Source organism: Streptomyces finlayi (genome assembly GCF_014216315.1).
GTDB lineage: Bacteria > Actinomycetota > Actinomycetes > Streptomycetales > Streptomycetaceae > Streptomyces > Streptomyces finlayi_A.
In genome coordinates, this window is record NZ_CP045702.1 from 5,443,579 (window position 1) to 5,457,961 (window position 14,383).

Sequence of the window (14,383 nt, forward strand, 5' to 3'; positions counted from 1 at the left end):
CGCTCCGGGCCAGCCAGAGTGAGGAAGTACGTGTCAGCTGCCAGGCCGGGCGTGACCGGCGCCCGCAGGATCGTGGTCAAGATCGGTTCCTCCTCCCTCACGACGGCGGCAGGCGGCCTCGACGCCGACCGTGTCGACGCCCTCGTCGATGTCCTGGCAGGCGTCAGGAGCGGCGGGGAGAAGGAGATCGTCCTGGTCTCCAGCGGTGCGATCGCCGCCGGACTCGCCCCGCTCGGACTGATCCGCAGACCCAAGGACCTGGCCCGTCAGCAGGCCGCGGCGAGCGTCGGCCAGGGACTTCTGGTCGCCCGCTACACCGCCTCGTTCGCCCGCCACGGCGTACGTGTCGGGCAGGTGCTCCTCACCTCCGACGACACCAGCCGGCGCGCCCACTACCGCAACGCCTACCGCACGCTCGACCAGCTCCTCGACATGGGCGCCCTGCCCGTCGTCAACGAGAACGACACCGTGGCCACGGACGAGATCCGGTTCGGCGACAACGACCGGCTCGCCGCGCTCGTCGCCCACCTGGTCCGCGCCGACCTCCTGGTCCTCCTGTCCGACGTCGACGGCCTGTACGACGGCGACCCCCGGACCCCGGGCGCCACACGGGTCGCGGAGGTCCAGGGTCCGCAGGACCTGGAAGGTGTCTCGATCGGCAGCGCAGGGAAGGCGGGCGTCGGCACCGGCGGGATGGTGACCAAGGTCGAAGCCGCCAGGATCGCCGGCGCCGCCGGTATCCCCGTCGTCCTCACCTCCGCCAGCCACGCCGCCGACGCGCTGTCGGGCCGCGACACCGGCACGTACTTCCACCCGACCGGACGCCGCTCAGCCGACCGGCTGCTCTGGCTGGCCCACGCGTCGACCCCGCGGGGAGCCCTGGTCCTCGACGACGGTGCCGTACGGGCCGTGGTGGACCGCCGCACCTCGCTGCTGCCCGCCGGGATCTCCGCCGTCGAGGGCGAGTTCACCGCCGGGGACCCGGTGGAACTGCGCGACCTCTCCGGCCGGGCCGTCGCCCGCGGCCTCGTCAACTTCGACGCCAAGGAGATCCCCCAGCTGCTCGGCCGGTCCACCCGCGAGCTGGCACGCGAACTGGGCCCCGCCTACGAACGCGAGGTCGTACACAGGGACGATCTGGTCGTCCTCGCGCCCGGACTCACCCCCCGAATCGGCTGAGGCTCCGGAGATTCGGCGGAGACCTTCACCAAAAGCGCCCCACACCCGGCTCCGGACTGGTCAACTTTGTAGCGGGGACACAAGGCGTACAGCACCGCAACGCATTCACAGGAGGCCGCCGGTGAGACGAGCGCGCCCGGGGGCGCCGCCCCGAGGGACGGGAAGCCGCGCCCTGACCAGCGTCGGGGCGGGCTCCGACTTCGGCGCCGGGCTGCCCACGGACAGCAACAGTGACCGAGCCACCGAGCAGGAACCGATGGCGGCGCGGGAGGAACGGACCCAGTCCAGGCTCTGGCACATCACCCTCAGCGTCTCGGGTTCGGAGATCCCGCTGAAGGAGGTCAGACGCGGCCTGGAGCAGCTGGCCCACGACCACCCGTTCCTGCTGACCAGCCGGTATGCCAACGACCACGCGGAGATCCGCTACTGGGAAGAGGCCCGCGACCTCCACGACGCGGCGGCCGTAGCCCTGCGGCTGTGGGGCGAGCACCGCTCCAGCGCCCGGCTCCCGCCGTGGGAGATCGTCGGCCTGGAGGTCATCGACCGGGAGACGTACCACCTGCGCATCGCCGAGGGGTACGGGCCACCGCCCGCGGCCCCCGTCGGAGTGCACCCGTACTGAACGGGCCGGCCGCCCTGCGGACCGGCCGTCTCGCATCACGGGATACGTGAGGGATGCCCGCAGCGTGCGCATTACCCTGCGGGCATGACCACGCTCTCGCCGTACGACAACATGTCCCCGGTCGCCCAGGCCGCCTACCGGGCCCGCGCCGCCGCCGCGGACATCGCGCCGCTCCCGCGCTCGGCGAAGGACGACGCGCTGCTGGCCATCGCGGACGCCCTCGAAGTGCGCACGGGCGAGATCGTCGCCGCCAACGCCGAGGACGTCGCCCGTGCCCGTGAGGCCGGGACCAGCGAGTCGATCGTCGACCGGCTGACCCTCACCCCCGAGCGCATCCGCGCCATCGCCGCGGATGTGCGCGATGTCGCGGCGCTGCCCGACCCGGTCGGTGAAGTGGTCCGCGGCTCGACCCTCCCCAACGGCATCGACCTCCGTCAGATCCGTGTACCGCTCGGCGTGGTCGGGATCATCTACGAGGCCCGTCCCAATGTGACGGTGGACGCGGCCGCCCTCTGCCTCAAGTCGGGCAACGCCGTGCTCCTGCGGGGCTCCTCCTCCGCGTACGCCTCGAACGTCGCCCTCGTCCGGGTCCTCCGCGACGCCGTCGGGGGCTCCGGCCTCCCCGCCGACGCCGTGCAGCTGGTTCCGGGCGAGAGCCGTGACTCGGTACGGGAGCTGATGCGGGCCCGCGGCCTGGTCGACGTGCTGATCCCGCGCGGCGGCGCCTCGCTGATCCGCACGGTCGTGGAGGAGTCCACGGTGCCCGTGATCGAGACCGGTACCGGCAACTGCCACGTCTACGTGGACGCGCAGACCGACCTCGGCATGGCCGTCGACATCCTGATCAACTCCAAGGCACAGCGCCCGAGCGTGTGCAACGCGGCCGAGACGCTACTCGTCCACAAGGACGTCGCCGCCGAGTTCCTTCCCCTGGCCCTGGACGCCCTGGCCGAGGCGGGCGTGACGGTCCACGGCGACGAACGCGTCATGGGATACGCCGGGAACTCGAAGGCCACCCTGGTGGAGGCGACACCGGAGGACTGGGAGACCGAGTACCTCTCGTACGACATCGCGGCGGCCGTCGTCGAATCGCTGGACGCCGCGGTCGCGCACATCCGGCTCTGGTCCTCGGGTCACACCGAGGCGATCGTGACCACGTCGCAGGCGGCGGCCCGCCGTTTCACCCAGCTGGTCGATTCCACGACGGTCGCGGTGAACGCCTCCACGCGCTTCACGGACGGTGGCCAGTTCGGGTTCGGCGCCGAGATCGGCATCTCGACGCAGAAGCTGCACGCCAGGGGTCCCATGGGACTTCCGGAGCTGACGTCCACGAAGTACATCGTCACCGGCGACGGCCACATCCGGTAGCCGACGGGGGCGGCCTGGTCTGTGCGCTCCCTGCCCAAACCGACCCGGCGCGGCTACGCTGAAGCCGTGCCGGACGACGTGGGAGGCAGGCCGTTCCAGGACGGCTGGGAGCCCGACGACGACCGCGGGGGCGCGGACGAGGACTTCGCCTCCGTGGTGTTCGACGAGGACTTCGTACGGGCCGCGGCGGTCCATGAACCCACCGCGGTGGAGCGGCTGGTCCTCGCGGCCCAGGCGCGAGCCGAGGCGGAGGCCGCCCGGGCGCGCTCCGGCGGTGGCCCGCTGGACGACGACCTCTACGACGAGGACCATGGCCAGGACGGCGCGTACGGCCGCAGACGGCCCTACGGAACCTCCGCGGACCCCGACGGGGACGAGGACGACTACAGCGGCCCGTACGGGCCGCACGGCGGCGCGCTGCGCCCCTATCGCGGCTCGGCACGGTGGCACCGGCCGGTGGCCTGGCTGCTCGCCCTGGTGATGGGCGTCGGCATGGTCGCGCTGGCCTTCTCCGCCGTGTACCGCGGCGCTTCGGGCAACCGCCAGGACCAGATTCCGCAGCCGGTGACGAGCGGCGTCGACAAGCCGGGCACCGACCGCTCCGCCCCGGCCGGCCACACCCGCCCGACCGTCTCCGCGGTGCCCCGCACCCCCTGACGGCGCCTCCCTCCTGACGGCCCCTTCCTACTTCTGGCCTCTCCCGCGTTTACGTTCTGCCCGATCGACCTACCCTGAAGGTGTGACCCCTCTTCCGGTCTCCCGGAGAGGGCTCCTCACTTGTCCGGTTGTGCGCCCGCGTACGTGTCGGCGATCGGGAGAAGTCATGACTGGCCGCGGAGAACCGCCGGAAGGCCCGCCCGAGAACCCCGCGGGCGGCGAGGACGAGTACCGCTCGCTCGTCTTCGACGAATCGTTCGTCCGCGCTGCCCGCCTTCAGGAGTTCTCCGCACAGGAACGCCTGGGCGACCACACCGCCGCCGTACGTCCACTGCCCGGCCGCGTCGCCCGCAACGGCTCCAAGGCCGCCATGGCCCTGGTACTGCTCATCGCCCTGGCCTTCGCCACGGCGGTGTACATCGGCTTCCGCAACCCCTACCCGCCACCCGCCGTCACGCGCGCCGAACCGCTGAAGGTGACCACGGTGCCCCTCGCCCCGCAGGGAGCCGTGCGGGGCGGTACCCCCGCGGCTCTCTACGCGGCGAGCCCGGCAGCGGAATTCCGGACCGGCGCCGACGGCATCGCTCTCCCCGCGGTCCGGCGCACGCACAGCTTCTCCGTCAGCCAGGTGACGGCTGCCCTGTCCACGGTCAAGGACTATCTGGTGGGGTCCTCGACCGACCCCGACGTGCTCAACGGAACGTCCACCCGGCCCGTCGAGCGCCTGCTGGACCCGGACCAGACGGCCCAGTTCGAGCGGAGCGTGAACTCACCCGCCGACGACGGCCGGCACTCCGCCACCGGCTGGCTCGTGCGCTTCGATCCCCAGGACGTGGAGCTCGCCGACCCGAAGGTCAGGGTCCAGGGCACGGTGGCCTACACGGAGGTGGGAGCGGACACCCTGGAGGTGGTCTCCGACCACACGTTCACGTACGCGCTGCGCCCGGCCGGTTCCGGCCCGCGGAAGGAGGCCGGTGCCTCGCTGTTCACCGTGCGGCGCGAACTGAGCTTCCAGTTCGACCGGGAGGATCTGCGGCTCCACCGACTGGAGGTCCGGACCGCGCATGTGCAGGCCGGACCCCAGTCGTGCTCGGCGGACACGGCCGGTTGGCTGGTACCGCTGCTCGCGGGGGAGCGGGCGGACAGCCGGGGACCGGCCGGCACGGACCCGTATGCGACGGGTCCGCGCACGGCGGCGCTGTGCGGAACGCTGGCGGTCAGCTCCGGTCGGGCCCGGACCCCTCCTCCGGGTCCTGCGGCGGACGGCTCCCCGGTCCGTCCGTAGTGCCGGTGCCGGTGCCGTTACCCGCACCCGCGAACTTGTTCCGGAGCCTGCCGCCCAGGTCTCCCGCACCGCCCGCGATGTCACCGACCAGCTTCATCAGCGGGTCCTTGCTGGTGCGTACCGTGTCCGCGTAGTGCGAGGCCGACTCCCGGAAGGAGTCCGTGACCGAGGTGTCCGGGTCCTCGTCGCGCCGGGGGTAGTGGCCGTCCATGATCCGCTGGTAGTCGCGGGTCTCCGACCACTTCTTCAGCTCGGCGGCCCGCACCGTGGTGAACGGGTGCGTGCGGGGCAGCACGTTGAGGATCTTCAGCACGGAGTCGCGCAGGTCGCCGCCCTTCTCGTACTCGTCGGCCTGGGCCAGGAACGCGTCCACGTTCATCTCGTGCAGATGGTTGCCGCCGGCGATCTTCATCAGGCCGCGCATCGAAGCCTGCAGATCCTGACCGACCAGCAGGCCCGCCCGGTCCGCCGACAGCTCGGACTTGCGGAACCACTCGCGCAGCGCCGTCACGATCGCCATGATCGCGATGTTGCCGAGGGGAATCCAGGCGATCTTGAGGGCCAGATTCGTGAGGAAGAGCAATATCGTGCGGTACACCGAGTGGCCGGAGAGCGCGTGGCCCACCTCGTGGCCCACGACGGCCCGCATCTCCTCCTCGTCGAGCAGCTCGACCAGACCCGTCGTCACGACGATGATCGGTTCGTCGAGCCCGATGCACATCGCGTTGGGCCGGGGGTCCTGGGTGACGTACATCGGAGGGACCTTCTCCAGGTCCAGGATGTAACAGGCGTCCCTCAGCATCGCGTTGAGGTGGGTGAACTGCGCGTCGCTCACCCGGACGGAGTCGGAGAGGAAGAGCAACCGCAGACTGCGCTCGGGAAGCAGTCCGCTGAGCGCCTTGAAGACGGTGTCGAACCCCGTCAGCCTGCGCAGGGCCACCAGGGCCGAGCGGTCCGCCGGATGTTCGTACGCCCGGGACGAGATTCCCGGGAATCGCCTGCGCTGCCTGCTCGGCACGTTCTCGTGGCTGCTTTCGGTCATGGAAGGCCCCCTGTTCGTACGAGATGTCGCTCGTCCCCCTGGCAAATCCCAGCGTATGTGCTGGCGCTACGGTGTGCGGGGGCTGTGGACAACGTTGAGGAGCGCCCGAGATGCCGTACACCGTCGCACTGCTCGCCGCCGCGTCCGATGACCAGGAACGGGCGACACGCTTCGGATCGTACTGATCGTCTCGATCCTCGGCGCCGCCCTGCTCGCCTGGTTCCTGCTGCGTGGATACGGCAACGAGGACAACAACGACTGAGTCGGCGTGAGCGTGCCCGAGGCGCCCGCATACGATGGCGGCGACGTCTTCCTTCCGACTCCCGATGAAAAGGTCCCGCCGAAGATGAGCCTCACGAGCACCGCGCACCAGCTGGTCACTCTCGCCTCCGAAGGCGGCGAGTCCGGCGGTAACCACGAAAGCCTCAACCCGTACCTCACCGGCGGAGGTGCGTTCCTCGTGCTGCTGCTGTTGCTGTGGATCACCACCTCCTTCAACCGCGACCGCTGAGGCAGGGGCGCACGGCCGTACCAGTAGGGTCTGCACGCATGGGAGAGCAGGAAGTGCCTACCGGCCGCGGCAAGCGCCGAATCGGCGTGATGGGCGGGACATTCGACCCGATCCATCATGGACACCTGGTGGCGGCCAGTGAAGTGGCCGCCCAGTTCCACCTCGACGAGGTCGTCTTCGTCCCGACCGGGCAGCCGTGGCAGAAGAGCCACAAGCAGGTCTCGCCGGCCGAGGACCGCTATCTGATGACGGTCATCGCCACGGCCTCGAACCCGCAGTTCTCCGTGAGCCGCCTGGAGATCGACCGTGGCGGACCGACGTACACCATCGATACGCTGCGGGACCTGCGCGCGATCCACGGTGACGCGGACCTCTTCTTCATCACCGGCGCCGACGCCCTTTCCCAGATCCTCACCTGGCGGGACGCGGAGGAGCTGTTCTCGCTCTCCCACTTCATCGGCGTGACCCGTCCGGGCCATGTGCTCACGGACGACGGACTGCCGAAGGGCGGCGTCTCCCTCGTGGAGGTTCCGGCGCTGGCCATCTCGTCCACGGACTGCCGTGCGAGAGTCGGGCAGGGAGATCCGGTCTGGTATCTGGTACCGGACGGAGTGGTCCGGTACATCGACAAGCGCCAGCTGTACCGCGGCGAATGAGCCACGGAGAGGGGCACCGGTGAACGACCGACAGAACCCGTACGACCCGTACTACCAGCAGCCGCAGATCGTCGGCTACGACGAGTACGGGCAGCCGGTGTACCAGCAGCCGGGACAGCAGGCGCAGCAGCAGGGACAGAACCCGTACGACCCGTACGGAGAGCAGTCCCAGCAGCCGCACCAGTCCCAGCAGGGTCAGCAGTCCCACCAGGACCAGCACGGCCAGCAGGCTCAGGGCGGCGACCAGGGCTACGGGTACGACCCGTACGCCCAGCTGCCGCAGCAGCCCCAGCAGTACGACCCCTACGCTGCCCAGCAGCAGCAGCAACAGCCGCAGGGATACGACAGCGGTTACGCCGACTACGGCTACGACGCCGGCAGGCAGCAGCCCGCGGCGCCCGACAGCACCCAGCAGTGGACCGCGCCGCAGCAGAACGCCGCCCCCACGACGGCCCTGCCGGAGCCAGTGCGGCCGTCCCGACCCGGCCCGGAACCGGTCGTCCCCGGACAGCGCAGCGCCGCCCCGGACTACCGCACCGAGCAGTTCTCGTTCATCGAGGAGCCCGACGAGGACTCCGAAGACGTCATCGACTGGCTGAAGTTCACCGAGAGCCGCAGTGAGCGGCGCGAAGAGGCACGGCGTCGCGGCCGCAACCGGATCGTCGCCCTGATCGTCGTCGCGGTGCTCGTGGTGATCGGCGGCACGGGATACCTCTGGGCCACCGACAACTTCCCCGGACTCTCCGGACCGGACGAGCCGAAGGCCACCGAGGCGGGTGCGCAGCAGCGGGACGTCATCGTGGTGCACCTCCACAACACGAAGAAGGGCGGCACCTCCACGGCGCTGCTCGTCGACAACGTCACGACCGAAGAGGGCACCACCGTCCTGCTGCCCAACTCGCTGGCCGTCGCCACCGACGACGGCTCGACCACCACGCTCGGCAGGTCCGTCGACGACGACGGGTCCACCGCCACGAGCGAGTCGATCGACGCCCTGCTGGGCACCAGCATCAGCGGCACCTGGCGTCTCGACACGCCGTACCTGGAGAACCTGGTGGAGCTGGTCGGGAACATCGAGGTCGACACCGACACCGATGTGCCCGACACCCGCAAGGGTGCGTCGCCGCTGGTGAACAAGGGGGAGGCGCAGACGCTGAGCGGCCAGATGGCCGTCGCGTACGCCACCTACCGCGGCCCGGAGGAGCCCGAGGCGAAGCAGCTGCTGCGGTTCGGGCAGGTCATCCGGAGCGTGCTGCGGAAGCTGTCGGAGGACCCCGCTGCCGCGACGGTCACCGTGCAGACACTGGGGCAGATCCTCGACCCGTCACTGCCCGAGGCGGACCTCGGGGCATCCCTCGCGAAGCTCGCCGGACACGCCAAGGTCGGCGACTACAAGACGGCGCTGCTGCCGGTCCAGCCCGACGGCGCGCTCACCGAGAAGGCCACGAACAGTGTGATCAAGGACGTGCTCGGCGGAACGGTGAAGGCGCCGGACAAGGACGCGATCGTCCGGGTGGGCGTCAAGAACGCCACCGGGAACACCGAGGCTCCCGGGCGGTCCAGGGTGCAGCTGATCAACGGCGGCTATGCCTTCGTCGACGGCGGGAAGAGCGAGGTCGCGGCTTCGTCCACGGTCCTCTACCGGACGGCGGAGGACAAGGCGAAGGCGACCGAGGTCGCCAAGACGCTGGGGTTGCCGACGAGCTCGGTACGGAAGGGCGAGCCCGCCGCGAACGTCGATGTGTCCGTCGTGCTCGGCCAGAACTACCCGGTCGAATAGCGAACCGGCGCGTTCGAACGATCGTCGTCGGGGCTGTCGGCGGTCCGTGAGACCCTAGAGGTTGATCTGACCGCCGACGAAAGCCTGCATGTGACCGCCACGGACCGCTCCATCGAGCTCATCAACGCCGCCGCTCAGGCGGCCGCCGACCGGCTCGCGCACGACATCATCGCCTACGACGTCAGCGACGTGCTGTCGATCACCGACGCCTTCCTGCTGGCCTCGGCCCCCAATGACCGCCAGGTCAAGTCGATCGTCGACGAGATCGAGGAGCGGCTGCAGAAGGAGCTCGGCGTCAAGCCGGTGCGCCGCGAGGGAGACCGCGACGCCCGCTGGATCCTCCTCGACTACGTCGACATCGTGATCCACGTCCAGCACAGCGAGGAGCGTGTGTTCTACGCGCTCGAGCGCCTGTGGAAGGACTGCCCCGAGATCGGCCTCCCCGAGGACGCGATCAAGACCCGCGGCAAGGCCGCCGAGCACGCCGAGCTCAACGGCGTCCCGGAAGGTGAGCAGCTCTGAACGGCAGCGGCAGCGGCAGGGGCCGCAGGATCGTCCTCTGGCGTCACGGCCAGACGGCGTGGAATCTCGAGCGCCGTTTTCAGGGCTCCACGGACATCGAGCTCACCGAGACCGGCGTCGGGCAGGCCCGTCGGGCCGCCCGGCTGCTCGCCTCGCTGAAGCCGGACGCCATCGTCGCCTCGGACCTGCGGAGAGCGTCGGCCACAGCGGCTGAGCTCGCCGCGGTCACCGGCCTCGCAGTCGCGCACGACGCGGCACTGCGCGAGACGTACGCGGGCGCCTGGCAGGGGCTCACGCACGAGGAGATCATCGAGCGGTTCGGCGACCAGTACGCCGCCTGGAAGCGCGGCGAACCCGTGCGCCGGGGCGGTGGCGAGCTGGAGACCGAGGTCGCCGACCGGGCCGCCCCGGTGGTGCTCGCGCAGGCCGACAAACTGCCCGACGACGGCACGCTCGTCGTGGCCAGCCACGGAGGCACGATCCGGACGACCATCGGTCGTCTGCTCGGCCTCGAGGCGCACCACTGGGAAGGACTCGGCGGGCTCACGAACTGCTGCTGGTCCGTCCTCGGTGAGGGCGCCCGCGGCTGGCGTCTGATGGAACACAACGCCGGCACCCTGCCGGAACCGGTGCTGGGCGACGACGTGTGACGGCTGCCCGGAGGCCACCTCCGGGCGACATCGGCCGGATTTCACTTTCTGGCTGGTCGCAGGCTAAAGTTCTTCTTGTTCGCAGCGTGGAAACGCGGGAAACAACGCGAACAGCGGGGCTATAGCTCAGTTGGTAGAGCGCCTGCATGGCATGCAGGAGGTCAGGAGTTCAATTCTCCTTAGCTCCACAATGAAGATCCCGTCCCCGGTGGGGGCGGGATCTTTTCGTTCCCCGCAAGGCGGGCTCCTCAGCGGGCTGACCCCCTTGCGGTGCCATGGCAGAATCGGAGCGCCGGAGGGGGCGACGGACCGATCGGGAGGGAGCGCGACGCCTGCGAGTCGCGAACAGGTCCCCGACCTGCCCGTCACACCCGCCACCGGCCCCCCTCCCGCTCCCCGTTCTGCCGCCCCGCCCGCCCCGCTGCTTGATTCTCCGGCTGCCCTCACCTCCCGAGACCGAGATCTCCTTGGCTGTCCGTCCTGCGGTTCGTCCCACGTGGCCCAGGTTCTGGGCGGCAACGGCGGGGTTTCCCACGTGTGCACGGCCCGCGGCCACAGCTGGAGCTGACTGATGGGTGCACACAGGCGTAAGTGCGACTGGTGCGGCAGTGGTACGCCCATCGTCCGGGACATGGATCCGGTCAATCCGGACTACCAGTACTGGTGCGAGGAGTGCGCGCAGGCGCTGATCATAAAAGGCGACCCCATCGAGACCTACCGGGAGCTGGAGGGGGAGCCGATCTACGGGCGTCTCCTGGAGGAGCACTGCACGCTCAAACGGTTCTACTCCTTCGCCACCGCCTGACCCGAAGCGGGCAAATCGGACCGGACGCGAAACGATTTGGTGGAGCACCGGGGGGACCGTGTAATGTTCTCGATGTCGCCAAGGGAAACCGGGCGGCAAGCAGCGAGGGGCTATAGCTCAGTTGGTAGAGCGCCTGCATGGCATGCAGGAGGTCAGGAGTTCAATTCTCCTTAGCTCCACAGTGAAAGAGCGGGTCATCCGGATCGGATGACCCGCTCTTTTTGTCGTTCCCGCTCAACCTCGTCCGCTGCCGAGGGCCTTGCGGCCGGTGCTCGGCAGCGCGGGGCGCCGCACCGGCGCCTGCTCGATACGGAGAGCCAGTGCCGGGCAGCACCGTACGGCCCGCTGGGCGCGTCCGCGCAGGTGCATCGGAACGGCGGCGTCCGCGAGCACCGGATATCCGTCGGGGCCCAGCCGGATCAGCTCGGGGAGGATGTCGGCGCACAGTCCGTGGCCCTGACAGAGCGTCCAGTCGACGGCCAGTGACCCGCCGCTCGGAATGGACTCCTCCAGATCCTGGTGGCCGGCAGCGGGCAGGGGCAGCACCCCGAGGGTGTCCCGTCCGCAGCCGCCGTCCAGGACATGCGCGGCGAGGTCGTCGGTGAACGCGGACAACGTGGAGGACAGGAACCGGGCCGAACCGTCCGGGTGCTTGCACGCGCCCCGGCCCTTCACCGCCTGGGTCACCTCGCGCAGCGCCGCCAGGGCCGCGGGCCCCCCACCGTTCAGTACGTCGGAGAGGCCGCCGGCGGCGGCGGGAAGCCCGAGCTTGCACGGCCCACACTGGCCCGCGGTCTCGGCGGCCAGCCAGTTGGCGATGCGCAGCGACTCCCCGAGCGGGCAGGTCTCAGGGGTGATCGGCAGGACGGCGCCGGCGCCGAGCGCGCCGCCCACCGCCGCGAGTGACCTGACGGAGACGACGGCGTCGTGCGCGGACTCCGCGTCGATCCAGTTGCCGTGATACCCGCCTGTCAGCACACCCTGCGGCATCGGCGGCGCACCGGCCAGCTGGAGCACGTACCGCAGGGGTACGCCGGTCGGCACCTCGATGACCATGGGACGCGATACGGAGCCGGAGACGGTGAGCAGGACCGTGCCGGGCTCGTCGGGCAGCCCGGTGTGTCCGTATCGACGGGAACCGATCCGGGCGGCGACGGCGAGCTGGGCGTAGGTCTCCGCGTTGGACAGCAGTGTCGGGGCGCCGCCGACACCCGACTCGGCGGCGCGTTCCCTGCGGCCCGGAGGCAGGGCGGGGCCACCGCTCGCCGCCCGGATGACCGCCGAGGCCTCACCCGAGACCATCCGCTCCGGGGTGCGCACGACCCGGGCGCGCAGCTGTTGCCCGCGTCTGTCGGACAGCCCGCGCTCGGCCAGGGCCGCCCGGACGGATATCTCCGTGGAGTTACGGGTGACCGCGACGACCAGGGTGCGCGCACCGAGCGCCTCGGCGGCCAGCAGCGCGCCGTCCAGGATGAGGTGCGGCGCACGGTTGAGCAGCACGGTGTCCTTGCGGCAGGCGGGTTCGCCCTCGCTTCCGTTGATGACGACGGCCGGTCGGACCCCGCGCCGGATCGACGCTTTCGCGACCGCGCGCAGCTTCCTCCCGAACGGGAAGCCGGCGCCGCCGCGACCGCACAGGGAGATGGCCTCGGCCAGCTCGGCGAGGCGTTCACCGGTCATGGGTTCGAGCGGTCCGTGCACCTTCAGATGCATGCTGAGGTCGAGCCGCTCCACCAGGTCGAAGCCGCTGGTCAGCTGGGGCAGACCGACGACGCGCACCTCGGGGACGTCAGGGAGGGGGACGTTCACGGCCGGTCTCCAGCGGGTGCGTGCCAGGGTTCACCGGCGGATGGCGGGTAGAGCGGCCCCGGCGGTGGTCCGGCGAGACGGGCGGTATCGCCGGTTGAGCTGTACGGGGGAGCCGTGTGCGGGGGAGCGGTGTGCGGGGAGGCGTTGTACGGGCCCTCCTGCGCGGGGGCGTAGGCGTGGCCGGGGTGGGCCGTCTGCGCGGGAGGTGCCGGCGACGGCGTCGGCCAGCGGCTGTCCGGCTGGACCGACGGCGGGTCGGCGGCGAGGGAGACGGCCCGGTAGGCGGCGGCGATCCCGGGGGCTTTGACCGGTGCCTCCGTGGCCGCCGGAAACCCGCTGAGCCGCTCGGAGCCGCGCGGCGGGGCCTCGTACAAGGGCGGGGAGGGCGCGGGCAGGGTCCGGGGGCGTACGGGCGTGCTCCGTACCCCCCGGTCGGGCTCGTGCCACGCCGGCTCGAACCGTCCGGGGGCGTCGGGAGGAGATGAGCTTCCCGTGCCGGGCAGCGGGTCGGAGAGCAGATCCGGGTCCGGTTCGGACGGGAGCGTGTCGGGGCTGATCAGCGCGGTGATCCGGGCGGAGATACGGCGCTTCGCCGCAGACGGCAGCAGCCGCAGGCCCAGGGCCGCCGCCGCGGCGATCAGGCACAGGCCGTACATGACGACGACCCAGGCCGCGGCCGCGCGTCCGGCGTACAGGCCATGGATCAGTGCCGCGCACCAGGCGGGATAGGCCAGCCCGTGCAGAGCGCGCCAGCGGCTCGCGAACCGGCCCCCGCTGAGAGGGGAGCGCAGCGAGTTCCCCAGCAGGGTGGTGGCTGGGGACGGGTGTGCGAAGGCACTGCGCAGGGCACCGGTCGCGGCGGCGGCGATCATCAGGAGCCCGGCCAGCGAACCGAAGCCGATGAGGCCGGCCGTGCCGCGTACGCCCAGGCCGAAGGGGACGAGGGCGCCGACGAGCGCCACGTGACCGAGTGCCACCTTGACCGAGGCGTGCAGCAGAAGGAAGCCGAGCGAGGCCACGGCGGTGGCCCGGTGGATGCCCTGCGCGAGCAGCCGCTGGCGGCTGGAGAGGAACAGCCGGTCGGTGGCCAGCAGGCCCCAGGCGATGGTCGCGGTGAGCGACACGAGGGACAGGACGCCGGTGGTGAAGTCGAGCGCGGCGCGCAATCCGTCGCTCCCGCCGACGGCGAGGAGCGGGACGAGAACCAGCAGGGCGACGGTCAGACCGCCTTGCATGGGGCGGCTCATTCCGGGGCTCATGGTGGGGGATGAGCGGATCTTGCGATGAGGGTTCATTGGGGCGACTCCGAATGGTTCGGGGATGCGGTCCCGTTGCGGCATGCTAAGTCGCTCCATACCAGCCAGTACGGGGATTGCGCGGTTGCCCCGATAGAGGCAGGTACGCGGAGTAACCCCCGCTTCCCGGACGTTCCGTCCACGCCTGCTGTCCGGGGACCGGAAGTCCCCGGCCGGGCTCCGGGCCTGTGCGGTACCCTGG

At 70.9% G+C, this 14,383-nt stretch carries 14 protein-coding genes and 2 tRNA genes; 13 read left to right on the forward strand and 3 right to left on the reverse strand.

The window, feature by feature from the left end; genetic code table 11:
* The first annotated feature begins 51 nt into the window (after positions 1-51).
* The 5 genes from proB to F0344_RS25025 all read left to right on the forward strand — a co-directional run bounded on the left by proB (position 52) and on the right by F0344_RS25025 (position 5,111).
* Entirely contained in the window at positions 52-1,179 is a 1,128-nt protein-coding gene (proB, locus tag F0344_RS25005; protein WP_185302881.1) for a glutamate 5-kinase, read from the forward strand.
* A 121-nt stretch (positions 1,180-1,300) separates the two neighbouring features.
* Entirely contained in the window at positions 1,301-1,801 is a 501-nt protein-coding gene (locus tag F0344_RS25010) for a hypothetical protein (protein ID WP_185300908.1), read from the forward strand.
* 84 nt (positions 1,802-1,885) lie between these two features.
* Positions 1,886-3,169: a glutamate-5-semialdehyde dehydrogenase gene (locus F0344_RS25015; protein WP_185300909.1), complete on the forward strand. Its 1,284-nt coding sequence runs from the start codon at positions 1,886-1,888 to the stop codon at positions 3,167-3,169.
* A 66-nt stretch (positions 3,170-3,235) separates the two neighbouring features.
* Entirely contained in the window at positions 3,236-3,826 is a 591-nt protein-coding gene (locus F0344_RS25020) for an SCO2584 family spore wall biosynthesis protein (RefSeq protein WP_185300910.1), read from the forward strand.
* A gap of 166 nt (positions 3,827-3,992) precedes the next feature.
* On the forward strand, positions 3,993-5,111 hold the full coding sequence (locus tag F0344_RS25025; RefSeq protein WP_185300911.1) for an SCO2583 family membrane protein: 1,119 nt from the start codon (positions 3,993-3,995) through the stop codon (positions 5,109-5,111).
* Here the strand turns inward: F0344_RS25025 and F0344_RS25030 are convergent.
* Entirely contained in the window at positions 5,044-6,153 is a 1,110-nt protein-coding gene (locus F0344_RS25030) for a M48 family metallopeptidase (RefSeq protein WP_185300912.1), read from the reverse strand. The two genes, F0344_RS25025 and F0344_RS25030, sit on opposite strands and share 68 nt — an antisense overlap.
* A 346-nt stretch (positions 6,154-6,499) precedes the next feature.
* Between F0344_RS25030 and F0344_RS25035 the strand changes: the two genes are divergently transcribed.
* The 8 genes from F0344_RS25035 to F0344_RS25070 all read left to right on the forward strand — a co-directional run bounded on the left by F0344_RS25035 (position 6,500) and on the right by F0344_RS25070 (position 11,256).
* Positions 6,500-6,664 carry a hypothetical protein gene (locus tag F0344_RS25035; protein WP_185300913.1) on the forward strand — a complete coding sequence of 55 codons (165 nt, stop codon included), beginning with the start codon at positions 6,500-6,502 and terminating at the stop codon, positions 6,662-6,664.
* Positions 6,665-6,702: 38 nt separating this feature from the next.
* Positions 6,703-7,320, forward strand: a complete 618-nt coding sequence (nadD, locus tag F0344_RS25040; protein WP_185300914.1) for a nicotinate-nucleotide adenylyltransferase — start codon at positions 6,703-6,705, stop codon at positions 7,318-7,320.
* 19 nt (positions 7,321-7,339) lie between these two features.
* A complete protein-coding gene (locus tag F0344_RS25045; protein ID WP_185300915.1) occupies positions 7,340-9,100 on the forward strand; it encodes an LCP family protein in 1,761 nt (586 codons plus the stop codon).
* A 90-nt stretch (positions 9,101-9,190) separates the two neighbouring features.
* Positions 9,191-9,622 (forward strand): ribosome silencing factor, encoded by a 432-nt coding sequence (gene rsfS, locus F0344_RS25050; protein WP_185300916.1) that lies wholly within the window; start codon positions 9,191-9,193, stop codon positions 9,620-9,622.
* Complete coding sequence (locus tag F0344_RS25055) at positions 9,619-10,272, forward strand: histidine phosphatase family protein (protein WP_185302882.1); 654 nt, start codon at positions 9,619-9,621, stop codon at positions 10,270-10,272. Before rsfS ends, F0344_RS25055 begins: the two co-directional genes overlap by 4 nt.
* 115 nt (positions 10,273-10,387) lie before the next feature.
* Positions 10,388-10,460, forward strand: a tRNA-Ala gene (locus tag F0344_RS25060).
* A 383-nt stretch (positions 10,461-10,843) separates the two neighbouring features.
* Entirely contained in the window at positions 10,844-11,077 is a 234-nt protein-coding gene (locus F0344_RS25065; RefSeq protein WP_185300917.1) for a hypothetical protein, read from the forward strand.
* Positions 11,078-11,183: 106 nt separating this feature from the next.
* Positions 11,184-11,256, forward strand: a tRNA-Ala gene (locus F0344_RS25070).
* A gap of 55 nt (positions 11,257-11,311) precedes the next feature.
* Here F0344_RS25070 and F0344_RS25075 read toward each other — a convergent pair.
* On the reverse strand, positions 11,312-12,886 hold the full coding sequence (locus F0344_RS25075; RefSeq protein WP_185300918.1) for an NADH-quinone oxidoreductase subunit NuoF family protein: 1,575 nt from the start codon (positions 12,884-12,886) through the stop codon (positions 11,312-11,314).
* Positions 12,883-14,133: a ferric reductase-like transmembrane domain-containing protein gene (locus F0344_RS25080; RefSeq protein ID WP_258050103.1), complete on the reverse strand. Its 1,251-nt coding sequence runs from the start codon at positions 14,131-14,133 to the stop codon at positions 12,883-12,885. Before F0344_RS25080 ends, F0344_RS25075 begins: the two co-directional genes overlap by 4 nt.
* Positions 14,134-14,383 lie beyond the last annotated feature (250 nt).